The organism is Bradyrhizobium sp. USDA 4353 (assembly GCF_054063215.1).
Window position 1 is genome coordinate 3,126,000 of sequence record NZ_JBSSGB010000001.1, and the last position, 23,938, is coordinate 3,149,937.

The 23,938-nt window shown below is 66.3% G+C and carries 25 protein-coding genes; 16 read left to right on the top strand and 9 right to left on the bottom strand.

Going from position 1 to position 23,938, the window contains the following annotated elements; translation table 11 throughout:
* Positions 1-210 precede the first annotated feature (210 nt).
* The 3 genes from ACVILH_RS13805 to ACVILH_RS13815 are packed head-to-tail and all read left to right on the top strand — an operon-like array spanning position 211 to position 2,018.
* Complete coding sequence (locus ACVILH_RS13805) at positions 211-669, top strand: FMN-binding protein (RefSeq protein WP_006614956.1); 459 nt, start codon at positions 211-213, stop codon at positions 667-669.
* Entirely contained in the window at positions 650-1,528 is an 879-nt protein-coding gene (locus tag ACVILH_RS13810; RefSeq protein WP_456713375.1) for an FAD:protein FMN transferase, read from the top strand. The genes ACVILH_RS13805 and ACVILH_RS13810 overlap by 20 nt, the downstream gene beginning before the upstream one ends.
* Entirely contained in the window at positions 1,518-2,018 is a 501-nt protein-coding gene (locus ACVILH_RS13815) for a hypothetical protein (protein WP_456713376.1), read from the top strand. The genes ACVILH_RS13810 and ACVILH_RS13815 overlap by 11 nt, the downstream gene beginning before the upstream one ends.
* A 139-nt stretch (positions 2,019-2,157) precedes the next feature.
* Here ACVILH_RS13815 and ACVILH_RS13820 read toward each other — a convergent pair whose 3' ends face one another.
* From ACVILH_RS13820 to gspD, 4 genes are all read right to left on the bottom strand, one after another.
* On the bottom strand, positions 2,158-3,279 hold the full coding sequence (locus ACVILH_RS13820; protein ID WP_456713377.1) for a hypothetical protein: 1,122 nt from the start codon (positions 3,277-3,279) through the stop codon (positions 2,158-2,160).
* 222 nt (positions 3,280-3,501) lie between these two features.
* On the bottom strand, positions 3,502-5,382 hold the full coding sequence (locus tag ACVILH_RS13825) for an alkaline phosphatase family protein (RefSeq protein ID WP_456713378.1): 1,881 nt from the start codon (positions 5,380-5,382) through the stop codon (positions 3,502-3,504).
* A gap of 241 nt (positions 5,383-5,623) precedes the next feature.
* Positions 5,624-6,169, bottom strand: coding sequence for a tetratricopeptide repeat protein (locus tag ACVILH_RS13830; RefSeq protein ID WP_456713379.1), 546 nt, complete (start codon positions 6,167-6,169; stop codon positions 5,624-5,626).
* Positions 6,141-8,450: a type II secretion system secretin GspD gene (gene gspD / locus ACVILH_RS13835; RefSeq protein WP_456713380.1), complete on the bottom strand. Its 2,310-nt coding sequence runs from the start codon at positions 8,448-8,450 to the stop codon at positions 6,141-6,143. Before gspD ends, ACVILH_RS13830 begins: the two co-directional genes overlap by 29 nt.
* A gap of 254 nt (positions 8,451-8,704) precedes the next feature.
* On the opposite strand from gspD, the gene ACVILH_RS13840 reads away from it, so the two are divergent.
* The 10 genes from ACVILH_RS13840 to ACVILH_RS13885 are packed head-to-tail and all read left to right on the top strand — an operon-like array spanning position 8,705 to position 16,828.
* Positions 8,705-10,357: a GspE/PulE family protein gene (locus ACVILH_RS13840; protein ID WP_456713381.1), complete on the top strand. Its 1,653-nt coding sequence runs from the start codon at positions 8,705-8,707 to the stop codon at positions 10,355-10,357.
* A gap of 8 nt (positions 10,358-10,365) precedes the next feature.
* A complete protein-coding gene (locus ACVILH_RS13845; protein ID WP_456713382.1) occupies positions 10,366-11,577 on the top strand; it encodes a type II secretion system F family protein in 1,212 nt (403 codons plus the stop codon).
* Positions 11,578-11,599: 22 nt separating this feature from the next.
* Positions 11,600-12,076: a type II secretion system major pseudopilin GspG gene (gspG, locus tag ACVILH_RS13850; RefSeq protein ID WP_006614965.1), complete on the top strand. Its 477-nt coding sequence runs from the start codon at positions 11,600-11,602 to the stop codon at positions 12,074-12,076.
* Positions 12,069-12,530 carry a prepilin-type N-terminal cleavage/methylation domain-containing protein gene (locus ACVILH_RS13855; protein WP_456713383.1) on the top strand — a complete coding sequence of 154 codons (462 nt, stop codon included), beginning with the start codon at positions 12,069-12,071 and terminating at the stop codon, positions 12,528-12,530. The genes gspG and ACVILH_RS13855 overlap by 8 nt, the downstream gene beginning before the upstream one ends.
* On the top strand, positions 12,523-12,930 hold the full coding sequence (locus tag ACVILH_RS13860) for a prepilin-type N-terminal cleavage/methylation domain-containing protein (protein WP_456713384.1): 408 nt from the start codon (positions 12,523-12,525) through the stop codon (positions 12,928-12,930). The genes ACVILH_RS13855 and ACVILH_RS13860 overlap by 8 nt, the downstream gene beginning before the upstream one ends.
* The gene (locus ACVILH_RS13865) at positions 12,927-13,649 is read left to right on the top strand and encodes a type II secretion system protein (protein WP_456713385.1); all 723 of its coding nucleotides are present in this window, start codon (positions 12,927-12,929) and stop codon (positions 13,647-13,649) included. Before ACVILH_RS13860 ends, ACVILH_RS13865 begins: the two co-directional genes overlap by 4 nt.
* Positions 13,649-14,593: a type II secretion system minor pseudopilin GspK gene (locus ACVILH_RS13870; RefSeq protein ID WP_456713386.1), complete on the top strand. Its 945-nt coding sequence runs from the start codon at positions 13,649-13,651 to the stop codon at positions 14,591-14,593. The genes ACVILH_RS13865 and ACVILH_RS13870 overlap by 1 nt, the downstream gene beginning before the upstream one ends.
* Positions 14,590-15,660, top strand: a complete 1,071-nt coding sequence (locus ACVILH_RS13875; protein WP_456713387.1) for a PilN domain-containing protein — start codon at positions 14,590-14,592, stop codon at positions 15,658-15,660. Before ACVILH_RS13870 ends, ACVILH_RS13875 begins: the two co-directional genes overlap by 4 nt.
* Positions 15,657-16,217 (top strand): type II secretion system protein GspM, encoded by a 561-nt coding sequence (gene gspM / locus ACVILH_RS13880; protein WP_456713388.1) that lies wholly within the window; start codon positions 15,657-15,659, stop codon positions 16,215-16,217. Before ACVILH_RS13875 ends, gspM begins: the two co-directional genes overlap by 4 nt.
* Complete coding sequence (locus tag ACVILH_RS13885) at positions 16,217-16,828, top strand: hypothetical protein (RefSeq protein WP_456713389.1); 612 nt, start codon at positions 16,217-16,219, stop codon at positions 16,826-16,828. The genes gspM and ACVILH_RS13885 overlap by 1 nt, the downstream gene beginning before the upstream one ends.
* Before the next feature lie 14 nt (positions 16,829-16,842).
* Here ACVILH_RS13885 and ACVILH_RS13890 read toward each other — a convergent pair whose 3' ends face one another.
* Genes ACVILH_RS13890 through ACVILH_RS13910 form a run of 5 tightly spaced genes read right to left on the bottom strand, consistent with a single transcriptional unit; the run spans position 16,843 to position 20,506 of the window.
* Positions 16,843-17,334 (bottom strand): prepilin peptidase, encoded by a 492-nt coding sequence (locus tag ACVILH_RS13890; protein ID WP_456713390.1) that lies wholly within the window; start codon positions 17,332-17,334, stop codon positions 16,843-16,845.
* A gap of 46 nt (positions 17,335-17,380) precedes the next feature.
* Positions 17,381-18,001: a HupE/UreJ family protein gene (locus ACVILH_RS13895; protein ID WP_456713391.1), complete on the bottom strand. Its 621-nt coding sequence runs from the start codon at positions 17,999-18,001 to the stop codon at positions 17,381-17,383.
* The gene (locus ACVILH_RS13900) at positions 17,998-18,609 is read right to left on the bottom strand and encodes a HupE/UreJ family protein (protein ID WP_456716973.1); all 612 of its coding nucleotides are present in this window, start codon (positions 18,607-18,609) and stop codon (positions 17,998-18,000) included. The genes ACVILH_RS13895 and ACVILH_RS13900 overlap by 4 nt, the downstream gene beginning before the upstream one ends.
* A 17-nt stretch (positions 18,610-18,626) precedes the next feature.
* Positions 18,627-19,604, bottom strand: a complete 978-nt coding sequence (locus tag ACVILH_RS13905; protein WP_456713392.1) for a HupE/UreJ family protein — start codon at positions 19,602-19,604, stop codon at positions 18,627-18,629.
* The gene (locus tag ACVILH_RS13910) at positions 19,601-20,506 is read right to left on the bottom strand and encodes a peptidylprolyl isomerase (protein WP_456713393.1); all 906 of its coding nucleotides are present in this window, start codon (positions 20,504-20,506) and stop codon (positions 19,601-19,603) included. The genes ACVILH_RS13905 and ACVILH_RS13910 overlap by 4 nt, the downstream gene beginning before the upstream one ends.
* Before the next feature lie 271 nt (positions 20,507-20,777).
* Here ACVILH_RS13910 and ACVILH_RS13915 point away from each other — a divergent pair, with 271 nt between their 5' ends.
* The 3 genes from ACVILH_RS13915 to ACVILH_RS13925 all read left to right on the top strand — a co-directional run bounded on the left by ACVILH_RS13915 (position 20,778) and on the right by ACVILH_RS13925 (position 23,938).
* Positions 20,778-22,802: a hypothetical protein gene (locus ACVILH_RS13915; protein WP_456713394.1), complete on the top strand. Its 2,025-nt coding sequence runs from the start codon at positions 20,778-20,780 to the stop codon at positions 22,800-22,802.
* A 106-nt stretch (positions 22,803-22,908) separates the two neighbouring features.
* Positions 22,909-23,238 (top strand): hypothetical protein, encoded by a 330-nt coding sequence (locus ACVILH_RS13920; protein ID WP_456713395.1) that lies wholly within the window; start codon positions 22,909-22,911, stop codon positions 23,236-23,238.
* Between the two features lie 76 nt (positions 23,239-23,314).
* On the top strand, positions 23,315-23,938 hold the full coding sequence (locus ACVILH_RS13925) for a 2OG-Fe(II) oxygenase family protein (protein ID WP_456713396.1): 624 nt from the start codon (positions 23,315-23,317) through the stop codon (positions 23,936-23,938).

Genomic DNA, 23,938 nt, shown 5'->3' on the forward strand with positions numbered 1-23,938 from the left:
CGCGGCAATTCGCCGCAATCGGACCACTTACTAAGCTGGCACTGACAATCGGAATGGTTTGCAAGCGCCCGCGTGATGCGTGGCGGGAAGCTGAAATAGGCCGTCGCCGGCAGCCGTCTGTTCGAAGCGAGATTGGTCATTCGCCGTCGAGGACACAGGCGCCGGTTGCAAGGGAGGATGTGACATGAAAACGGATTTGAGAGGGGCGCGATGAGCAGCTGGTTGAAATGGACGGTGCCCGCGGCAGCCATCATGTCGGTCGCTTCGCCCGGCTACGCCATGCAGTATATGAGCGTCGAGGAGGCGCAAAAGGCTGCGTTTCCCGGCGCGAGCTTCACCGAGGTGCAAGCCGGTCGGGTCTGGAAGGCGAGCAATGGCGGCTACTTCTATTACGACCATGTCGTCGGCAAGCACCTTCTGATCGACTACACGGTTGCGATCGGACCGGACGGGCGCGTGCGCAAGGTCGAGATCCTGAATTACCGCGAATCGTATGGCGGCGAGGTGCATGACGCGAGCTGGCTGGGGCAATTCGTCGGCAAGAGCAGCCAGAACGAGGTTCGGATCAATTCCGATATCCGCAACATCTCGGGCGCGACGCTGTCATCGACCCATCTGACCGAGGGCGTGAAGAAGGTCCTGACCTATCATGCCAGCCACTTCCGCTAATCTGCGGCGCGCCAGGCCTCTGCTGGGAACGTTCGTCGAGATCAGTCTCGACGAAGCTCCCGCGCATGACGCCGATGAGGTGATCGAGGCCGCGTTCTCCGCCGTCGCCGATGTGCATCGGCTGATGAGCTTCTTTGATCCGGACAGTGACGTCTCGCGTCTCAACCGCGACGCGTTCACGCGCCCGGTGATGGTGCATCCCTGGACCTACGCCGTGCTGAAGACGGCCGTGGACATGGCGCGTCTTTCGGACGGCGCTTTCGACATCGGTGTTGCCGGCTCGGCGCGGCCGTCCGACGGCTCACCTCGGCAAGCTAGCTCCACGATCGAGTTGCTGGCGGACCACCACGTCCGCTTCAACCACGCCGGGCTCAAGGTCGATCTCGGTGGTATCGCCAAGGGATTCGCCGTCGACTGCGCCATCGAGGCGCTCAAGCGATGTGGCGTCCGCTCGGCCCTGGTGAATGCAGGCGGCGATCTCGCCGCGTTCGGTCCCCGTGCGCACATCGTCGATATTCGCGACCCGCGCGCGCCCGACAGGATCCTGTGTCAGCGGGCCGTGCGCAACACGGCGATGGCGTCATCGGCGCGCCGCTTCGATCCATTCAGCTCAGTGGATACGATGGAGACCGCGGTGGTCGATCCGGCAACGAGGCAGCCGGCCCGCGGCATCCATGGCGCAACCGTCTGCGCGCCAACCTGCATCGTCGCCGATGCGCTGACAAAGATCGTCATGATCATGGGCGAGCGAGCGGACGGGCTGCTCACACAATGTCAGGCAAGCGCCATGCTCGTTGCGGCGGACGGCGACATCCTCACGACACCGGACTGGCAAGGAGATCTGCAGCATGCGGCTTAAAGGTGCGTTTCGCTTCGCCCTCTATGCGATTTTCGGGCTTCTCTTCGTCAGCGGAGCATTGTGGATCTATGCCGATCAGATGAAGACCCGCTCGGAGATGGACAGCGAGTTCTGGCAACAGGCCGCCGCGTTCCTGCTGAGCACACATGGCGGAGCCGCGATGGTGACGTTGCTGCTGCTCGGTGCGCTCGGTCCCATGCATGTCCAGCGCGCCTGGCGCGCCCGCAAGAACCGGGCGACGGGCGTTCTCAGCCTCGCGCTCTATGGTCTGCTGATCGCGACTGCGTTCGGACTTTACTATGTAGGGTCGGACCTCGGAAGCCCTGCGGCCCTGGATCAGCACCGTCCATATCGCCTTCGGTCTCGGCGTTCCCGTTATCATCTCGGCCCATATCGTCGCTGGGCGTTGGAGCGTGACTGCGGCGCCGCAGCCCTTGCGCACCCAGCACGCGGCTGCCGCCACCTTGGTGCCCTCGGAGACGCCGGCTGATCCCGCGCTGGTTGGTGTCATGAGCAAGGTGGGGTGACGCCGAGGGGCTGCTGGCAACCGAGCCACTCTCGACAGCCCGCGACCAGCGCCAGTCGCGTCGGATCGTCCAGCAAGCTGGACGATCCGATTTGCGATAAGGTCAGTTGCCGGCCGGCGCCGGAACAGCGGTGCGGTTCGCAGGCACGGTGACCGGCTGGTAGGAGAATACGTCGCGGCTGCGCGGATCGACCGTCACCTTCAGCCAGCGGACGTCGTTGTTGCCATTGGCCTGGTTGTCGCCGAACGTCTCGACGCGGACGAAGTTCTCCAACCGCTGGCCAGCGCTGTTCAGGAACGGCTGGTCGATGCGGAAGTAGTGCGAGTCGCCGTGAACATAGGCGACCGGCTTGCGGAAGGCCTCGACCTCAGTCCGCAGCGCCGTCAGGAAGCTGGCGAAGCCGTCAGGCTGCCCATCGGTTTCGGCGAGCGTCTTGGGGTCGCGCAGCGGCGCCCGCGTGGGATCGGCGAGGTCCCAGCCCGGATTACCCTGGCTGATGAACATCACCGCGGCCGAGCGGCGCTTCTTGGCCTCTGCGAAGGTCTGCTGCATCCAAAGAATGACGGCGGCGTTGCGCGCGTTGTATTCGTCGGGATCGGGATTGGTGTCGCACAGATTGTTGCAGGAGCCCTGGACGTTCAGCGTCGCGTAGGTGACGCGACCGACGGTCCAGCGACGGTTCTCGACGCAGCCGACCTTGGTGCCGTTGGCGCCGAGGCACAGAGCGTCGGTCTGCAACTCCTGGCGCAGCTTGCGCTGGCCGAGCGAGAACGGCGTCGAGAAGAACACCTTGCGCTCATAGTCGAGCCGCTCGCGCGAATTGTAGCCGCCGTTCGAGGGGCGGTCGCAGTCGACCCAGTCATTGTCGCCCGGCGTGAACATCGCCGGCGCCTCGAGGCTGTTGAAATAGGCGAGCGCCTGCGCGTAGAGGCCGGCATCGCAGGCCGAGTTCGAGCCCTGCTTCAGGTCGCCGTCATGGACGGTGAACTTCAGCCGGTGCGCATTCATGTCGGCGATCAGGTTCGGGACGCCGACCGTGGCCTGCAGCGTGGAGTACGGCAGGTCGCCCCACAGGCCGATGGTGTAGCTGTCGTCATCGTCGCGGTCATGGTCATGGTCATGCGCGAAGCCTGGCGCCGCGGCGGCGAATGAGAGCAGCGAGACCGTCACCGACAATGTGAGCAGCTCGCGACAGGCAGAATTGAATGATGATCGGAATGACATTCGACAAGATCCCCCAAGACCTCGGTTGCATCGTCCGCTTGAACGCAAGCGGTCATGCAACGATGCGGAGCGTCGATAACGGGGACGTGACGGTCGGCTGACAATCAGCTGACGGATCTGCGATGGTGCAGATGGATACCTCTCTGCGCGGCGATGACGCGAAAAGCCCGCCGCGTCGTGCGGCGGGCTCTTGCATCCGATGGACGTGCTCTCGCCTGTTCGTCAGCGATCGCGATCGTATCCGTCATCGTCGTGGTCGTGGTCGTGATGGTGCCATCCGCCGTGGTCGTGATCGCCGTCCTCGTCGGCGAACACGAACAGGTTCATCAGATCGCCGATCGCCGGACGGTTCTTCGGCACATAGCGGTTGTCGTCCCGATCGTGGATCGGATTGGGCAGCCGGTCGCGGCTGACCGCGGAGATCGCCGGCAGCCGCCAGTTGCGCTCGATGAACTTCAGCAGCGAGACGTGGTCGTAATAGGTGTGGTCGACATGTCCTTTCTTGGCCAGCGGCGAGACCAGGATGAAGGGAATGCGGGTGCCGTCGCCGAGGAAGTCCACCGGCTGGACATAGCCGGAGTCGTAGTAGCCGCCGCCTTCATCGGTGGTGATGAAGATGGCGGTCTTGGCCCAGAGTTGCGGGTTGGCCTTGACGCGGTTGATCAGCGCCTCGAGGAACTTCTCATACAGATCCGTGGTCGAGTCGGCGGGATGGCCGGCCAGCGCCTCGAACGGACGCACGAACGATACGGCAGGCAGCGTATTGTTCTGGACGTCCTTCACGAACGCGCCGTAGTTCTGCAGCTTCGCCTCTTCCGCCGGGTTCGTCATCACCTTGATGAAGCCGGTGAGCGGATCGCAGATGCCGCAATAGGAGTGGAACAGCAGCGGCACGCCGTCAACGCTGGTCGCGAAGGTGGTGGCGTCGTCGCCGCGGTCGGCGCTGTAATATTTCCACGACACGCCCTTGGCCGTCATCACGTCGGCAATGGTCGGCGCGCTCTGCGGCGGCAGCACGAACTTGTCGGAGCCGAGCGCGTTCGGCTTCGCGCTGGTCTGATTCCAGAACATGCTGTAGTTGTTGACGAGATAATAATGGTTCGGCGCGCAATTGTTGCGGAAGACGCCGTTCTTGAACAACTGCTCGTTGATCGCGGCGACGCCGGGCGCGCTCGGATCCGAGCAATTCACGTAAGAGCCGCCGCTATAGCCGTCCTGCTTGTAGTAATTGTTGGTGCCGGGGACGGGATCGGGATTCTCGATCTGGTTGGCGTAGGGCACGGCGGGCGCGCCGTTCAGCGTCTCGGGATTGGTGAAGAACGCCGCATGGCCGGTGACGAGCGACTGGAAGTTGGCGCCCGTGCCGCCCATGATCGCCTGGTGATAATTGTCGCTGATGGCGTAGTCGTCGGCGAGCTGCTTGAAGAACGGCGCATCGCCCGGCTGCGGCTTGCCCGAGGCGTCGGTGAAGGGATTCATGTTGTAGAAGCCCATCGAGATGGCGCCTTCCATCGGATTGAAGCCGCCGGCAGGATAGGGCTTGCCGTTGGAGCCGGTGCCGATGGTCTGCTCGACCCACACGAACTTGTCGTGCTTGCCGCCGTCGATGTCCTGCCACATCTGGAAGAAGCGATGCACGGGGTCGCCGGTATAGGCGGCGTAGGTCACGTATTTCGAGATCTGATACGGCCCGTTGGGCAGGTTCGCCGGGAAGCGGGTGTCGAGCACGTTCTGCGGCAGCCCGATGCCGTAGGTGGTGTAGGGCTGGGGCAGCGTCGCGTAGGCGCCGGTCGAAGCCGTCTCCGCCGTGTAGCGCACCTCGTCACGCCCGATGCGCTGCTCGGCCTTCTTGAAATGCGGGCCCGGCGAGCCATCCTCGTTGACGATGCCCTTGCTGAGCAGGTTGTCGATGCTCTGGCCGGCCTTCGGCTTGTAGGTGCCGAACAGGTTGTCGAAGGTGTGGTTCTCGCCGACGATGATGATGACGTGCTCGATCGGCGTGCTGGTTGCCGGTCGGGCGAAGGCGGGGGCGATGCTGGTCGCCGTGAACACGGCGGTGGTCGCAAGGGCAATCGCCTTGGACCTCGTGACTGTTCTGGTCATGACGTCTCCGAACGAAGGGAGGGCTGGCGCGCGAGCTGAGGCAACGCCTGCGACAAAACATCGCAGCAACAAATTGCAATGCGGTGTCGGTCTTGCTTCGGATTTGTGAAATGCGCCTAAGCCGCCGGTCTCATCAGCTGCGACAAGCCATGGGCGCGCTCATGTCATGCCGCGCGCGACCCGCGATCAGTACGTTGGAATGGCGTGTTGCGGACGATGTCCGCCAAGCGGCTATGCCCGCTTACAGCTGACCCGGCAACCAGCTCAGCGCCAGCGCCTGTCCCTGCGCGATCTGATCGGATGACATCTTCGAGGCGACGGCATTGCGCAGGCGCAGGTAATAGCTGCGCTGCGCCGGCGAGGCATGCCCGGCGGCGAGGTTCAGCCATTTATAGGCGAGCACCACGTCCTGCGGGACGCCGTGGCCCTTGTCGTACATCAGGCCGAGCATGGCCTGGCCGAACGGGTTGCCGGCGGCGGCGGCCTGGCAGTAGAGATCGCTGGCGACGACATAGGCTTGCGGCGTGCCGAAGCCGTTTTCATACATGAAGCCGAGCATCGCCTGTGCCCGCGCGTCGCCGCGCAGTGCCAAAGGCGTCAGCATGCGAACGGCGCGGACGAAATCGCCGCGCGCATAGGCGTTGCGTGCGGCTGCCGCTGAATCGGCATGGCTTGGCGATGCGGCGCCGAGCAGCAGGCTTGCCGTGGCGAGGGTTATCGCCAGCCGGCGCATCCGCGCTCGCAGGACGCGTGTGATATCAGCGGGTGGTGCGGACACGCAGGTCATCCGTGATGCTGGCTCCGACCGATCCGCGGAGCTTGGAGCGGAGTTCCTCGGCCACCTGATGCGCATCGCTGCCGTCGCGAATGATCTGCGGCCGGATGAAGATGATCAGCTCGGTCCGCGTGCCCTTCTTGTCCTGATGCGAGAACGCGTCGCCGAGCACCGGGATCTCGTCGAAGCCGGGAATGCCGTTGCGGTTGCCGTTCTGCTGCTCGCTGATGAGGCCGGCCAGCAGCACGGTCTGACCATTGGCCACGGAGATGGCGCTCTTCACCTTGCGCTGTGACACCGTCGGCGTCAGGCTCGCTGCGGTTTGGGCAGCGACATTGCTGATCTCCTGCTCGACCTCGAGCCGCACATTGCCGTTGGCGGCGATGCGCGGCACGACGCGCAGGATGATGCCGGTGTTGCGATAGTCGATGGTGTTGACGACCGTGTTGCTCGACGACAGCACGGTGGCGCTGCCGGTCGACACCGGGACGACGTCGCCGACCTGAAGCGTGGCGGTCTGGTTGTTGATCACGACCAGAGACGGGTTCGACAGCACCTTCACGCTCGTCACGGTGTGGAGCGCATCGAGGATCATGTTGGGCGACGCCTCGCTTCCGATCAGGAAGTTGAAGCCGGGAAGCGCGCGGTTGATCAGGGCCGTGGTTGCCGCCGAGGTCGCCGCCGTCGCGACCGACGTGGCCTGGGTGTTGGTGATCGATCCCTTGTCGGCGCCAAGGCCGAGGAACTTGCTCGAGAGATACGACTGCACGCCGTAGGAGAGCTCGTTGGTCAGCGTGACCTCGGCGATCGTTGCATCGATGCCGACCTGCAGCACCGGCTGATCGAGCTGCTGCAGCGTGCTGGAGATGATGCGGTAGTTCTCGCGATCGGCGTAGATGAGCAGCGAGTTGTTCACGGTATCCGGCGTGATGCGCACATTCGGCATCAGGGACTGGCCACCGCCGCCGCCGGCGGCGCGAGGTTCGAGCCCGGTCGAGGTGGAGGCGCTGCCCGATGATGATGTGCTGGAGCCTTGCATTCCGGACAGACCCCCGGCGCCTTGCGCCCGGCCTGACGGATTGGCGCCGGAGCCGGATGATCCCGCGGCATTGGTGTTGAAGGAGAGCCGGTCGGCCACCGATGTCGTCGTGCCGTCCGAGCCCGGCGCGGTCTGGCTGTCGGTGCTGTCGGTCGAGGACGACGGGCCGGCGCCGCCGAACATGTCGGTCAGCACCTTCGCCAATTGGCGGGCATCGCCATAGCGGATCCGGTAGACGTGAACGCTGGTGCGGCCGGAGTCGGATTGATCGAGCCGGCGGATCCAGGTCGCCGCGACCTGCAGCAGCGCCGGCTTGCGCGTCACCACCATGATGGCGTTGAGCCGGTTGACCACCTGCAGCTTGACGAGATTCTGGCTCATGCCGTTCTCGCCGGTGTCCATGATCTTTTCGAGCTCGGCGATGACGGGCTCGGGCGCGGAGTTGCTGACCGGGAAGATGCCGACCGACTGGCCGCGCATCCAGTCGACATCGAAGCTCAACGCGGTCTCGATCGCGGAGCGGCGCTCGGCGCCGGTGCCCTGGATGAGGAGCAGGTTGCGGGTCGGATCGGCGCGCACGCTGCCGGCGCGCGTCGCGAAGCTGTCCATCAGCTTCAGGATCGTCTGCGCGCCGACATATTGCAGCGGCACCACCGAGACGCCGTAGCCGGGCTCCGCGCGGGCAGCCTCGGCATCGACCCGGCCGCCGCCGATGGCGTCGCCGAGCGGCGTCAGCTTATAGCCGCCGCCTTCGCGCAGCAGCACGACGCCCGACAGACGAAGCGCGCTCTCGAGCACGAAGAGTATGTCCGACTTCGGCACCGGGCGCGCCGACACCAGGCTGACGCTGCCCTGCACCCGCGGATCAATGGAATAGCCGGCCCCGAGGATGTCGCCGATGACGACCTTCGCGACCGACGCGATCGGCGTGTTCTCGAAGTTGAGATCGTAGCCTTTGCCATCCGCAGCGGGTAGCGGCCTGGCCTCAGCAACCTCCTGGACCATCGTCCCTTGATAGGTCCGCGCGGTCGCGCGCTCGACCTCGGGACGTCCCTGGATCGAGGCGACCGGCGTATTGTCACGCGGCAGGATATCGATCGAGCGCACCTTGTCGATGACGTCGACATCCGCCGGCGCGCTGGCCTGGGAGTTGAGAGTGGCCATGTTGCATGACGCGAGCAGCACTGCGATCGCGAGCACCGAGACCTGACGGACAACCGCAGCGGACTGGCTTCGATTGCCGATACGAAACATGGACTTGCCGATCTACTCGTGTTGACCGGTCGAGCTGGGAGCACGTCCCCTCTGGACCTTGCCGCCTGCATAGCGGTCCAATGTGACACTTATGTATATCCGCCCGAAGCTGCGCACCTTTGCATGATCTGTGTGTCCGAAATGTCGGCGTCGCCGGCCTTCGTACAGCTGTCATGATCGCGATCGATAACGGCGGCAGCCAGTAGCGGGGTGCCGAGACGAGGGGCCGGCGCGGGCGCTACCCGGATCACGCCATGAGCGGTACGCTGTCGACCCAGTTCCAGGATTACTTGCGCCAGCGCCATCCTCAGGCGGGTGAGCGCGATGCTGCGGGCGAAGCGCAGGTTGCGCTTTGGGATCGGTTCGGGCTGAGCGCCGAGGTCTTTGCCGAGGAGGCCGCACGCTTCACCGGTCTCGAACGCGTCTCGCTGCGTGAGCTGCTCGCGGCCGCGCCTGCGACCGCGCAATTCTCCGATCGCTTCCTGCGTGAGGTGCTCGGCTATCCCTATCAGGCGGCCGAAGGCGTTGCCGTGTTTGCCGTCGCCGATCCGACCGATCAGGCCGTGCGCAGGGCGGCCGAGCTCGTGCTTGGACCGGCGACCGTCTTCAAGGTGGCGTCCCACGAGGACATCGCCGTCGTTCTCGGCCAGCGACTTGGCGGGACCGAGGACGTCGAGGTCTCGGCGACGCAGGAGCTGCGCGACGACGACATCGAGAGCCTGCGCGATCTCGCCAGCGGTGCGCCGGTCGTGCGCGCGGTCAATGATCTGATCGAGAAGGCGGTGGAGATGCGCGCCAGCGATATCCATATCGAGCCGTTCTCGACCGGGCTCGTGGTCAGGCTGCGCGTCGACGGGCTGCTGCGTCCGATCGCGGCGCCCACCGGCGTGCTGCCGCAGGCCGTGATCTCGCGCATCAAGATCGTCGCTGGCCTGAACATCGCCGAGCGGCGCTTGCCGCAGGATGGCGCGGCGCGGATTCGCGCCGGCCGCGCCGAGATCGACGTCCGCGTCGCGATCATGCCGACGCAGGCGGGCGAGTCCGCCGTCTTGCGCATCTTGCCCAAGGATCGCTCGCAACTGGTGGCGAACCGCCTTGGCCTGTCCGCGCGCGACGATGCGGCGCTGCGACGGCTGATGACGCTGCCGCACGGCATGATCGTGATCACCGGGCCGACCGGCAGCGGCAAGACCACGACGCTCGCGACAATCCTGTCGATGCTCAACACGCCCGAGCGCAAGATCCTCACCGTCGAGGATCCGGTCGAGTATGAGATCCCCGGCATCAACCAGTCGCAGATCAAGCCGGCGATCGGTCTGACCTTTGCCAGCGCGCTGCGCTCCTTCGTGCGTCAGGACCCTGACGTGATCATGGTCGGCGAAATCCGTGACAGCGAGACCGCGCATGTCGCCGTTCATGCCGCGCTGACCGGCCATCTCGTGCTGACCACGCTCCACACCGAGACGGCAGCGGCAGCGGTGCCGCGACTGCTGGATCTCGGCGTCGAAGGTTATCTGCTGCGATCGACCTTGCGCGCGGTGATCGCTCAACGCCTGGTGCGTCAGCTCTGTGAGCATTGCAAGACGGCCAGGCCGCTCGATGACGAAACCTGTCGCGATGATCCGCGCCTTGGCCATCTCGGCCTCGTGCCCGGCGACGTCATCTGGCATCCGACCGGCTGCGAGCGGTGCGGCCACAGCGGCTACCGCGGTCGCGTCGGCGTGTTCGAGCTGCTCGAGCTCACCAGCAGCCTCCGCGAGTTGATCGCCGACAGCGCCGACGGTCTCGCCATCGACCGGCGCGCCGTGCAGGAGGGGATGACGACGATGATGGACGACGGCCTCGCCAAGTGCCGCGCCGGCGTCACCTCGGCGTCCGAGCTGCTCCGTGTCCTCGTCGCGCGCTGAGGTGGGCTGTGCCGAGCTATCGCTATCGCGCGCTGACGCAATCCGGTGAGGTCGTTGTCGGGTCCCTGGTCGCGCCGTCGCGTGGCGAGGTCGAGCGCCGCGTCTCCTATCTCCAATTGCTGCTCATCGAAGCCGTCGAGGACAAGCGGGCGGGCGCGTCATCAGTCGCAGGACTCTCGTTCGGCGGTCCGTCCGCAGCCGAGGTCACCACGTTCACCCGCGATCTGGCGCTGCTGCTGAAGGCCGGCGCGCGGCTCGACGACGCGCTCGACCTGTTGTCGAGCGATTCCGACATCGGTAGGCTGCGTCCCGTCGTGGCGCGGCTGCGCGCCGCCATCATGGCCGGCGAGAGCTTTGCCGACGCCGCGGCCGCGCAGCCCTCGCTGTTCTCGCCGATGTATGTCTCGCTGATGCGCGTGGGCGAGGCGTCGGGAACGCTCGATCACGTCCTGACGGCGCTCGCCGGCGAACGCGAGCGGTCCGAGGCGACCCGCCGCAAGCTCACCGATGCGATGCAGTATCCGGCCTTCGTGTTTCTGGCGGCCATCGGCGTGATGCTGTTCTTCCTCGTTGCCGTGCTGCCGAACTTCTCCGCCGTGCTGCGCGATTTCGGCGGCGGCGCGGACACGACGCTGGGCTTCTTCATGTCCTTGTCGGACATCGTGCGCGGCAATGCGGCGGCGATCTCGCTCGGCTGCGCCGCGCTGATCGCCGGCGGGTGGTGGCTGCTGCGCCAGGCCACGGTGCGCGCTGCGCTGACCAGCGTGATCGCGGTGACGCCCGGGATCGGCGGCATTCTGATGTTCTATCGAACCAGCCTGTTCTGCCGCAATCTCGGCCTGCTGCTGGGCTGCGGCGTGACGCTGAGCGCGGCCCTGCGCATCCTCGTTGACGTGATGGCGGTGACCTCGCAGCGCGCGCCGTGGTCGGCCGCTGCGGATCGTGTGCGTCACGGCGGCAAGCTGTCCCAGGCGCTGTCGGCCGACAACATGCTGCCGCCGATGGCGCTGCGCATGCTCAGGCTCGGCGAGGAGACGGGACAGCTGCCGACGCTCTCGACCCGGATCGCCGAGTTCTACGAAGCCAAGTTGCAGCGCTCGCTCGACCGCATCGTCGGCATCGTCGGCCCGGCCGCGATCTTGCTGATCAGCGTCGTGGTCGGCGGCCTGATCGTCTCGATCATGACGGCGCTGCTGTCGGTCACGCAACTCGTCGGCTGAATTTGAGACCATGGAGACGGACATGACTTCGAGCACGAAAGCCAACCCCGCGAGCCGGGCGCGCCGCGAAAATGAGCGCGGCTTCACGCTGGTCGAGATGCTGGTCGTGATCACCATCATCGGCCTGATCATGGGACTGATCGGCCCGCGCGTCCTGAACTATCTCAGCGAGTCCAAGACCAAGGCGGCGCGGATCCAGCTGCAGAGCTTCTCGAGCGCGCTCGATCTGTTCTATCTCGACGTCGGCCGCTATCCGTCGACCTCCGAAGGGCTTGCGGCGCTGGCGCAGCGGCCGGCCGGGTTGAACGCGTGGAACGGTCCCTATCTGAAGGGTGGGGCGGTGCCGAAGGATCCGTGGAACACGGCCTATGTCTACCGTGCGCCGGGCGATCGCGGCCCCTACGACATCATGTCCTACGGCGCCGACGGCCAGGAGGGCGGCAGCGGCACGGCGGCCGACATCGTGCTGGGAACGCAGACGAGCGCGCGCGGTGAGTAACGAGCGGCAGCGCGGCTTCACTCTGCTCGAGATGGTCTGCGTGCTCGCGATCATCGCGCTGCTGACGTCGGTCGCGCTGCCTTATCTCCCACGCCAGACCTCGCGGCCGCGGTTGCAGGCCTATGCCCTCCAGGCAGCCGCGTTGCTGAAGACCGATCGCGCCGCGTCGATGCGCCAGGGGATGCGGGTCGATACTCAGATCGATACGTCGCAACGCCTGATCCGCGCCGGCACGGGTGCAGCGCTGAGGCTGCCCGACGATGTCTCGTTCCAGGCGACGCTGCCGCGCAGTTGTCAGCATCGGCCGGTGCTGGCGACGATCAGCTTCTTTCCCGACGGCCTGTCCTGCGGCGGCGCGATCACCCTGTCGCGTGCCGATCTCAGCCTGGAGATACGCGTGAACTGGCTGACCGGACGGATCGACATCGTCTCGCGCGGAGCGGCTCATGGTTGACCAGGAGAAGGCCGGCCGCAGCGAGGCGGGTTTTACTCTGATCGAGGTGCTCGTCGCCCTCGCTGTGGTCAGCGTGTCCCTCGTTGCGATCGGAGCGGTGGTTGCGCGCAACGCGAGCGGCGTGCGCAAGCTCGAGCAGCACGTGACTCTGGTGGCGGATGCGCGGCTCGCGCTGGCGACGATGCTGTCGGATCGCAGCCGCCTGCCACCCGGCCGCAGCGATCAGCGTTCCGGCTCCGGCTCGGTGGCGGTGCAGATCAGCCCGCTCGGTGGTGATTGGAGCCAGCCGGCGGGGCAGCAGGGCTGGATTCCGGAAATGATCATGCTGCAGGTGAGAACCGGCTCCGGCGCGCTCGCCAATGTGCCGACGGTTCGTCTGGTGCAAGGACCACGCGAATGAGCGCTCGCGCGGCGAGATTGCAGGAGGCCGGCTTCGCGCTGATCGAGGCGCTCGGCGCGCTCGCCATCGCCGGCCTCGTGTTGTCGGCGCTGCTCGCCGTCAGCTCGCAATGGCTTCCGGCCTGGAAGCGCGGACTGGATCGGGTGCAGCGGGCCGAGATGGTGGCGGCCGCCCTGCGCAGGGCTGGCGATGATTTCGCCGCCGCGCAGTTCGTCTCTCCTAATCGGGAGCAGAAAGGGCCGTTGTTCATAGGCCAGGAGTTCTCGGCGATGTTCGTGCGCAGCGAGCTCGGGCCGAATGCCGGACATGGCCTCGACGTCGTCCGTATCGGCGAGGAGGGCGGGCGGAACGAGCGTGCCGTGCTGCGCTCGCGCGCGCCGTTCGCGCCGGTGCCGGTCGGCCAATCCGCGGCAGACCAGTTCCGGTTCAGCGATCCCGCGGTGCTGCTGTCGGCGCCGTTCCGAATGTCGTTCGCCTATGCCGATCGGTCCATGGTCTGGACGACGGAGTGGCGCGATGCCACCAAGCTGCCGTTTGCCGTGCGCATGACGATCTACGACGAGAGCAGGGGGCGGGAGCCCGTGCTCGTCAGCGCCGTCAGGATCGAGGTCGATTCCCCCGGCGGCGCCTCCGTCGATGGGATCGCCGCGGGCAATGCGAGCCGGCCCCCGGCGGCGGCTCAGCCATCGCCACCGTTTCAGAGTCAGCCGATCGACTGATGATGCCGTGTTGTCCAAGCCACGCCTCGGCTCAGGGGCGCTCGACGCAGGATGGCTTCATCCTGATCGCAGCCTTGTGGATGCTCGCAGCGCTTGCCGCTCTCGTCGTGATCGTCTCGCAGCAACTGGGCAGCTCGGCGCGGCTGTTGCGGCTCGAGGACGAGGCCGTCGAAGCCGAGGCGCTGATCTCGGCCGCGACGGAATTGTCCGCCTATCGGCTGCTGCTGTCGAAGGAGGAGGATCGGCCGAAGCAGGGCGGCTTCCGTCTCACCCTCGCCGGCAACGACATCGCAGTCAGCTATGTCAGCGAGGCGGCGCGGATCGATCTCAACGCCGCCTCGAAGGAGATGCTGGAAAATCTCTTCGTTGCCGTCGGCGCCGAACGGGATGCGGCGAAGGAGCATGCCGAGCGGGTCGTCGCCTGGCGCTCCAAGCCGACAGACGCGGCGAAGGCGCAGGCGGAGGAGGCCCGCTATGCCTCGGCCGGGCTCCAGCGGATGCCGCGGCTCGCGCCGTTCGCCCATGTCGGCGAGCTCGCGCTCGTGATCGGCCTGCCGGCCGCGCTGATCGATCGCGTGCTCCCGCTGGTCACCATCTTCAACGGGTCACCCGGGATTGACCCCTCGATCGCGCCGACGGAGGTCGTGGCCGCGTTGCCGGGCATGACGCCGCTGATCCTGAAGGATTTGGTCAACTCGCGCGGCTCGTCGTCACAGGATGCGGATAGCCTGGCCAAGATGTTGGGGCCGGCTGCGAAGGATGCGGCCAAGGGCAAGAGCAAGGCCGTGCGTCTGCACATCGTGGTGGGACCTGCGGGCGGACTGCATCATGCGGCGACCGTGGTGATCATCCCCGGTGAAGGCGAGCAGCCCTATCGGCTGCTGGCGCGGCAGGACGAAGGACCGCAACCGAGGAGCGCGCGGCAGGCGCGAGCGACGCCATGAAGGTGACGGAAAGCATCGAGCACGGATTGACGGCGTGGACGGCCAGCGTGGCTGCTGCGATCGAAGCCGTTGCGGATCGCCAGCTCAGGCGCCCGCTGGTTCGTGTCACCTATCAGGGGCCCGACAATGTGGTCCTGTCGGTGCAGGCGCCTACGGGCAAATCCGAGGTCCAGCGGATCGTCGTCAATCTGGCGAAGGGCGACGCCCGCGCTGCGCTGCCGCCGGAATGGTCGCGGATCTTGCGCGGCTCGGTGATGGAAATCCATCTGTCGAGCAACAACGTGCTGGTGCGTCCGCTCGACTTTCCGAAACAGGCCGAGCCGTTCCTCGACGGCATGATCCGCACGCAGATCGGCCGGTTCACGCCATGGACGCTCGATCAGGCGCTCTATGGCTTCAGCGCGCCGCGCACAGCCGACAACGAGCGGATCACGCTGACGCTCGCGGCCACGCCGCGCGCCCTCGTCCAGCCGTTGCTCGCCTTTGCTGATGCTGCCGGTGCGGCGAAGATCACCGTACTGGCGGACGACGGTCTGAACGGCGGTGCTTCGATTCCGATCTTCAAGGCCTCGCTGCGCTCGGCGCTGGCGGGCGGCCGCGATCTCGGGCGCCTGCTCAAATTCGGCTGGCTCGCGGTGGCCGCGGCGACCGCGGTGCTGCTGGTGGCGACGACGCTGATCGGCGGATATCTCGATGCGGAGCGCGATGATGCACAGGCGCAGGTCGCGCGGCTGCGGGCCGCGCTGCGACCCGCGATCGGCGCCTCCGCTGCGGACGGGCTTCTTGCCAAGCGCAAGCAGTCTAGCCTCGCCAGCGTGATCGTGCTGGATACGCTGTCGAGGATTCTGCCGGACGGCACTTACGTGATGGAGATGCATGTGGAGAATGATCGCCTGCAGATCTCCGGCCTCACGCAGGATGCCCCGGCGTTGATCCGGCTGATCGAGCAGTCGCCGCAATTCAGCCGCGCCACCTTCTATGCGCCGACGACGCGGACCGCCGGCGAAGCGGGCGAGCGTTTTCATATCGAGGCGCGCATCAATCCCTATTTCGGAGACCGGGCATGAGCTGGCTGGCACCGCTGCGTCGCATCTTGCTCGGCTCGCCGGCGATTGCCGCCGCGCTCTACGTCGCGACGTTGATCGCGCTGATCTGGGCGGGGGCTACAGCCCTCGCCGACATCATCGACAAGCGCGAGCAGCTCAACGACGCCAGCGCGCAACTGGCGCAGTTCTCCGGGCGAAAACGGCCGGGCGCGACGGCTGCGAGCGTTGCGGCGACACCGGGCGGCTCGGTGTTCGTCGAAGGGCGGACGGTGACCATCGCTGGCGCCGCCTTGGTGCAGCGCCTGACGGACGCCGTGGCCAAGGTCGGCGGCAACGTGCTGTCGACGCAGGTCGAGCTGCCGGCCGCGCGCGCCAATGCCAGCATGATCAGCGTGGTCGCAAATTGTGAGCTGGAGCAGCCGGCGCTGCAGCAGCTGCTCTACGACATCGAGGCCGGATGGCCGTTCCTGTTCGTCGACCAGCTTCATGTCCAGCAATCGGTCGCCGAGGCAGCCGGTGGCGCCGGGCGCCTGCGGGTGCTGCTCACCGTGTCCGGGCAGTGGCAAGGACAGACGTGATGCGCTCGTTCGTCAGCCGCCGCCCAATCGCTCTGGTCATCGCTTGCACGATCATTGGCGTTCTCGATCCGGCATGGGGCGAGGAGGCGGATGACCCGGTTGAGTCGCTCCAGCCCGCCGGGCCTAATCTCGCGCCGCCGTCCGTCAGCGCGAAGCCTCCCGCCGCCACGACGCCAGCGGCCACCAGCGCCAATCCGCTGTGGGACGTTCCGATCACCGCGCTGTCGGCGACGCGTGATCGTCCGATCTTCTCGCCGTCGCGGCGCCCGCCGCCGCCGATCGCGGCCCCCGTGATGGTGATGCGCGCGCCGCCCCCGCCGCCGCCGAAGGAGCCGGAGCGGCCGAGCCTCCAGCTCGTCGGCACGGTGATCGGCGGCGAGGACAGTTTCGGCATCTTTCTCGATTCGTCATCGCAGACCTCGTTGCGTGTGCGCCTGGGGGCATCGCATGACGGCTGGCTGCTGCGGTCCGTCGAGCCGCGCCAAGTCACGCTGCAGAAGGATGCCGACACCGTGACCTTGCCGATGCCGATGCTTGGCCAGGCCGGAGATGATGCGGTTCAGGCGCCCCCGCCGGCGCCGCGCGAGCGGATGGCGCGGCGTTCACGCTGACCAGCTCCAGCCGCTTACGGCAGCGCGATCCAATCGGCTCCCGCGCTCTGCAACGCGAACACCGCGAGCAGTCCGATGACGAGGAACGGCCCGAACGGCAACGCCGTGGCTCCGCTCATGCGCCGCCCAGCGATGGAGAGACCCGCGACCGCCACCAGTGCCGCGGTCGTGGCAATGAGAAGCAGGATCGGCAGGCCGGACAAGCCGGCCCAGAGCGTCGCAGCCATCAGGAATTTGACGTCGCCGAGGCCCAGTCCCTGACGGCCGCGGGCCATCACATAGAGGCGGCGCAGCAGCAGCAGCGCGATGCCGACGGCTATGGCTGCCGCGCCATCCCACAAGGCCTGCGCGACGTCGAACAGCGCGACAGTCCGGGCAAAGCCGCTGATGGCCAACAGCCCATTCATCCAGTCCGGCAGCAGCCCGCTGCGCAGGTCCGACCAGACGAGGCCGGCGCAAGTCAGGACGAGGACGATGATGCAGATGATGTTGATGCTGTCGGTCACGCAGTCCGGATAGTCGCAGCCGCCGAGGACTGCAACATCGGCATGCTCATGCCGCGAAGGATAGTCCCGCCATCATCAAGCCGATCGCAGCGACCCAGCCGCCGACCGCACGCACCGCGATGCCGCGCCAGGTCGAGATCGGCGCGGTCTCGGGACGGCGGAAGGTCAGGGTCAGCGCCATCACCAGCGTGATCACCACATAGCCCGCAGCGGCGAGACCGGCGGCGTAGAGCACATGGTCCGTCTGCGGCGTCAGCTCGCCGGCATTCACGACGCCGCGCATCACCCCGATGGCCAGCGCGATGACGCACATCAGCATGACGGGAATGCGCAGGGCGGACGCCAGCAGCAGCCCGAGCACGAGGATGCTCAAGGCATCGACGAGCGGCGACATCGGCGCGAGGCCTGTCCTCGCCGCGAGCGCAAGACCCGTGCAGAGGCCGAGCGGAAACACCAGCACCAGCCATCGACCGCTGGCCGCGCCGAGCGAGCCGGCGAGCAGGCCGAGCGCCGCCCAGGTGAGCACGTCCTGCAAGGTGAGCAGGGGATGCAGGGCACCGGCATAGAAATCGCCGAGGCGCGCGGAGACGATGTGTGCGTCGGCGATGCGGCTCTGCGCCAGCAGCACAAGAGCGGCGAGCAGGGCCGTTTTGAGGCGCGCGCTCATGCTGCGACTCCGAGGCTTGCGACCAGGAAGTAGCCGCCGAGCGCGGCGATCGCGGCGCCGACACCCTGGATGATGCGCTCCCCGCCCGGCCAGCGCGCGAGCGCGCCGATGGTGATGCCGCACGCATGAAGCAAGCCGGTGGCCACGACGAAGCCCAAGCCATAGGCCAGGGGATTGGCGGAGGTGGGAAGCTCGGCGCCATGCGCATGGCCGTGGAAGATGGCGAAGATGGCAACGATCGCCGCCGCGGCCGCGAACGGCACGCGAAGGCGCAAGGTGACGGCGAGGCCGAGGACGAGCGCCGACAGCGCGATCACCAGCTCCGGGACCGGCAGCCCGATTTTGAGAATGCCGAGCACCGCGCCGAACGCCATCACCAGCGGAAACACCACCGGCAGCACCCAGATAGCGACGCCGCCGAGCTGCGCGCCCCAGATGCCGACCGCGACCATCGCGACGAGATGATCGAGCCCGGTCAACGGATGCAGCAGGCCGCTGGCCAGCCCGCCGCCGACGCCCGCCTGCTCATGCGCAAGCAAGGGACTCGCGTTGAGAGCCGACAGCAGCGCAGCACTCGCGACTATCTGCAGGATCTTGCGCCCGATCATCATCGCTCCCTTACTCGTCATGCCGCGACCAGGACGCGGGCGAGGCGGCCCAGGAACCAGAACATCGAGACCGAGCCGATCGCGTAGGCCGGCAGCTCCACGCCCCAGCGCGGCATCACGGCGCCGAGCCGGCGATGCGCCCAGATCAATGCGAGCACCAGCGCCACGAACAGGATCTGCCCGATCTCGACGCCGACATTGAAGAACAGCAGGGCTGCCGGCAGGATCCGCCGCTCCAGCCCGAGACCCGCCAGCGCGCTGGCGAAGCCGATGCCGTGCACGAGGCCGAAGCTGAAGGCGACGGCCCAGGGATATTTCGCAGTCAGCCCGATCTCGCCGCGCTGCTGCTTGACGATCTCGACGCCGACGAACACGATGCTGAGCGCAATGCAGGCGTTGAGCGGCCCTTCGGGAACGCCGATCAGCCCGAACGCCGTGGCGGCGAGCGAAAAGCTGTGGCCGATCGTGAACGCCGTGATCGTCTTGAACAGCCGCCAGCCGCCCTGCACGATCCAGATCAGGCCGAGCACGAACAGCAGATGATCGGCGCCGAGCAGGATGTGATCGATGCCGAGATTGACATAGGTCTTGCCGAGCTCGAGCCAGGTCTCCAGCGTCGGGGCGCCGGTGCCGAGCACGGTGACGACAGGATTGGCCGCCGAGATCGTGTAGCTGTTGGTCTTGCCGTCGAGCGAGGTGACGCGGATGATCGCCGCCGACATGTCCTCGCCGAGATTGGCGATGGTCATCTGCCCGACCAGGCCCTTGTCGCCGCAATTGAGCTCGGGCAGGCGCAGGAAGCAATGCGCGGGCATCCTGAGCTCGATGCGATTCTCGCCGTCCTTCGGCAAGGTCGTCCAGCGCCCGATATAGGCGCCGGGGCGCATCTCGCGGAATTCGAGCACGGCGAGCGTCGCCTGATGCGCCGCCACGGGGCGCGGGAGCAGCGACGCTGCGAGCGCGAGCAGGACGAGGAGCAGCGCGCGCAGGCTCACGGCTCGTACCTGATCGTGTAGTTGGCCTTGAGCCGGCTCACCGCCTCCCAGGCCTGCTTGCGCGTCTCATCGGTGTGCCAGATCTTGGCCGCCTCGGCGCGGATGTCCTCGAACTTTGCCGGCGCGCCGGGCTTGCGCGCGTCGAGCCGGACCACGTGCCAGCCGTCCTTGGATTGCAGCAGCGTCCACTCCTGCAGCGGCATCTTGAGGAGGTTGTCGCGGAAGCTCTGACCAAAGGCGTCGGCAAGGCTCGGGACGGGGCGATCGAGAATGGCGCGGGTCTGGTCGCGCAGCTCCTCGGATTCGCGCTGCGCCTGGATGTCGTCCAGATTGCGTCGCGCGGTCGCCTCGTCGCTCGGCGGCGTCATGAAAAAGCTGACGCGCTCGGGCTCGTCGAAGCGCTGATGGTTCTCGGCGAACCAGGCCTTTAGCTGCTCGTCGGTCGGCTGCGGCACCCGGACCTGGTCGAAGATCAGGTATTGCAGCTTGAAGGCGACGCGGTCGCGGATCATCTCGTCGCCGCGGTCGACGCCGAGCAGCTTGCCTTCTCTATAAAGAATCTCGCTGGCCACCCAGGCCTCGGTCATCTTCTGCAGCTCGGCCTCGCTCGGCACGCGCTGCTTGTCCTCGTCGAACGTGTCGATGAAGGATTGGCGCAGCGCCTTGGTGACGGTGATGACCTTCTCGTCCTTGGCCGGCGGATGAAGAATCGCGTCGGCTGCAAAAATGAGACCGCCGAGAACGAGGAAGTGCAGCAGCGGCTCCCTGAGCAGGCCGCGCAGAACGCCGGGGGGAGGCGGAGCATCGCTCCGGCCGTGCAGCTCGCGATGGCCATCTTGCGGGGGTGCGCTTGCGGAGGCGCTCTCGAAGGTCGCCGCGTTCGACATGACAGGAGCTGACATCAATTCTTTACAATCGGACCGCGCTCGTCGGCGCGGCGGGGTTATGCAACGCCGCACTCGCCGTTGTCACCGGACAATCCGCGCTGTCACAAAAATTTCGCAAGCGTCCCGGTGCGCTCCCCCTCGCGAAGATCGTGGAGCAACGTCCAGAAAAATAAATCCTTCAACAAACTGTCTCCGAGTTTTGGTTTGGTCGCCGCGCGACAAGACAGCGCATCACTCGCGTTGTCATCATGGTTTTGAACGCGACGAATTCTTTAGGGGCGACGACATGGTTCCATCTGCCAAGAAAATCCTGCTGACAGCGGCGTCGGTGACGCTCGCCTTGTCGCAAAATGCCGGCGCGGACGAGCGTTGGGGCGAGACGAGGAAGAGCAATCCGTATGTCGCCGGCGACATGCACAACCACAACACCTGCACCGACGGCTCCGTGGCGGCCGGCTATTCGATCGATCGTTCGGTCGGCAAGGGCAGCGCGGCGGCCGGTGGCAACAATTTCGATCTCGACTGGTTCACGCTCGGCAACCATGGCGGCTCCGGCAATCGCGACTGCCGCTTCAGCGATGCGAGCGCCAACATCCCGGGCGACAACACCACCACCTACTGGAGCCAGACGCTCGGCAAGACCATCGACGGCATCACCGTCACCAGCCTGAAGGGCACGCCGAACGGCACCGGCACGGGTGCCACGATGTGGCGCTGGCAGTCGATCCAGGAGATCGAGTATCCGACCATCGTCGCGCGCACCGCGACCTATAACAAGGTGCTGGTCGAAGGTCTGGAGTGGATCGTTCCGGGCCATGAGCACACCGACGTTGCGGTCATCGCGGGCCAGAATCCCCGCGGCACCGGCAATGCCGACAAGATGGCCGAGTTCGAATACCGCTACGATCGGGCCGACACCGACGCGATCGGTCCGGTCGATTCCAGCAACAACCCGATCTGGACCGGCAAGGACAACGTCAACAACTCCGGCTCCGCCGGTCACGGCAAGGCTCTCGCCGGCATCACCTGGCTGCAGGCGAAGTATCCGCTGCAGTCCTACGCGATCCCGACCCACACCGAGCGTCAGGGACCGTTCAATCCGAGCGGCACCGCCGGCTACAACATCGAGCACTTCCGCGACTTCAACAATGCCGGCCCGACCGTGGCGTTCGGCATCGAGGCTCCCGGCCACATGGCCGAAGGCGGCATCACCGGCGGCTCCGGCTCGTACAAGTCGAACGCGGTCGGCGGCGGCACCTACGGCATGCATGGCATCTACACCGCCAAGGTCGGCGGCCTGTGGGACGGCCTGCTCGGCGAAGGCCGCAACTTCTTCGTGTTCCAGAGCTCCGACTGGCACAGCCGCGGCGTCTACGGTGCGCGCGATGCCAGCACGACGGCGGACTTCATCCCCGGCGAGTACACCCGCCTCTACGTTCCGAACGAGCGTCGCTTCGACCAGCAGTCGATCATCGACGGCATGCGCTCTGGCAACTCCTACTCGGTGAACGCCCAGATCATCGGCCCCGACATGGTGTTCCGTGCCAAGGGCGAGTGGGATGACGACTGGAAGACGATGGGCGAGACGCTGGTCGTGCGTCGCGGCGAGAAGATCGTGCTCGAGATGGAGGTGACCGTTCCGGCCTCCAACAACAGCCCGTACAGCTTCAACAACCCGCTGCTGCTGCCGGTCGGCATCAAGCAGCCGCTCAACAAGCCGTCTCTCGACCACGTCGATCTGATCACCGGTGACATCACCGGCCCGATCGCGCCGGGAGCTCCGGGCTATGCGGTCGCCAATGCCGGCGGCGTCGCCGGTGCTGATATCGTCTACAATCCGTCGGCGAAGATCGCGAAGCAGATCCAGGCGACCAAGATGCAGAGCTACAGACTGCGCGATGGTTCGACCCGCCTCAGCTTCCGGACCACCTTCACCGCCGGCAGCACGCCCTTCTACATCCGCGCCCGCGGCACCAACATCCCGCCGGCGACCCCGAACGTGTCCGACAGCGCCGGCAACCCGCTGCTCGACCTCAACAACGTCAATGTCAGCTGCACCGACGCGGCGTGCCCGTCGCATCTCGGCGTGGTCAACGGCGTGAAGAAGGTCACCAACGACGTGCAGGCCTGGTCGAACACCTGGTTCTATGCGAACCCGATCTTCGTCCGCACCCATGGCACGCCCGAGCTGCTGGTGGAGAAGAACAAGGAGCTGGCGCGCAAGCTCGCTCATGAGCATCACCACTGGCACGATTGGGACCACTGGGGTCATTGGGGCCACTGGGGTCGCTGGGCCTTCAACCGCGACTGATTGATCTCCATCGATCCGGCGGGCGTCGTCCCGCCGGATCTGCCATCGGCGCCGGTTCGCGAACCGGCGCCTCGTCTTTGAGATATGCCGTGTTCGGATGCTCCCGATGTTCCGCCTGCTCAGCGTGATCCTCACTGCTCTCGTTCTGTCGGTTGGCAGCGCGTCGGCGCATGACGAGGAGCCCACCAAGGAGAGCTGTGACGCCGCGGTGGCCGAAGCGCGGGCGCTCGCAGCAGGCCTGCCCGCCGACGACGTCGCGCGCTATTTCGCAGAGCGTCACATCCAGCAGGCTTTAGTCGAAGCCGGCAATGGCGAGTTCGACGATTGTGTCGAGAAGGCCGAGCAGGCGGTGTTCGAGGTGCGCGAGCGGCCGCACAGCCTGAAGCCGGGCGAGCGCCTCAACATTTTGCGCGCCGACGAGATCCCGTCGCGCTGACGCTCTTCGTCATGCCAGTGTCATGCATCTCGGCACATTGTCGGCGCCGTTCCGACGCGTGCAAGGCAGTCAAGGCATGGACCAGATCGAAGCTCTCTTCCCGATACCGCTGATGCGTTCGCCGGCGCTGCTGAGCGCGGAGTTGAAAGATGCGGCCGTGGCGGCGATCCGCAGCGCGAAGATCGAGACCAACCTGCGCTCCGGCCAGTTGTTTCACACCGAGGTCGCCGACCCCCGCGCCAACAATCTGTTCCAGACCATCGCCGATCTCGCGGTGCCCAAGCTGGTCGATTTCGGCGAGCTGCTGTTCGGCGAGAAGCTGAGCTGGACGGTCAAGGAAATGTGGACCAACATGCTGGAGACCGGCGGCAACCAGACCCTGCATGCCCACGCCAACAGCTTCATCTCCGGCATTTTCTATTTGACGCCGTCACATCCCGGCAGCCGCACCGTGTTCGTGCGTCCGCCCGGCGGGAGCGACTTCTCGTTCCGGCACCACACGCGCAGCGCGGCCGTGGGTCCGTTCAATGCGGGCAAATATGTGTTGCCGGAAGCCGAGCCTGGCGATCTCGTGCTGTTTCCGAGCTATCTCTATCACGAGGTGCCGCGCAACCAGGGCGACCAGCGCATCACCATCGCATTCAACGCGATTCCCGACCATCTGGATTGCTGGGGCTACCGCGTCAGCTTCGGCACCTGA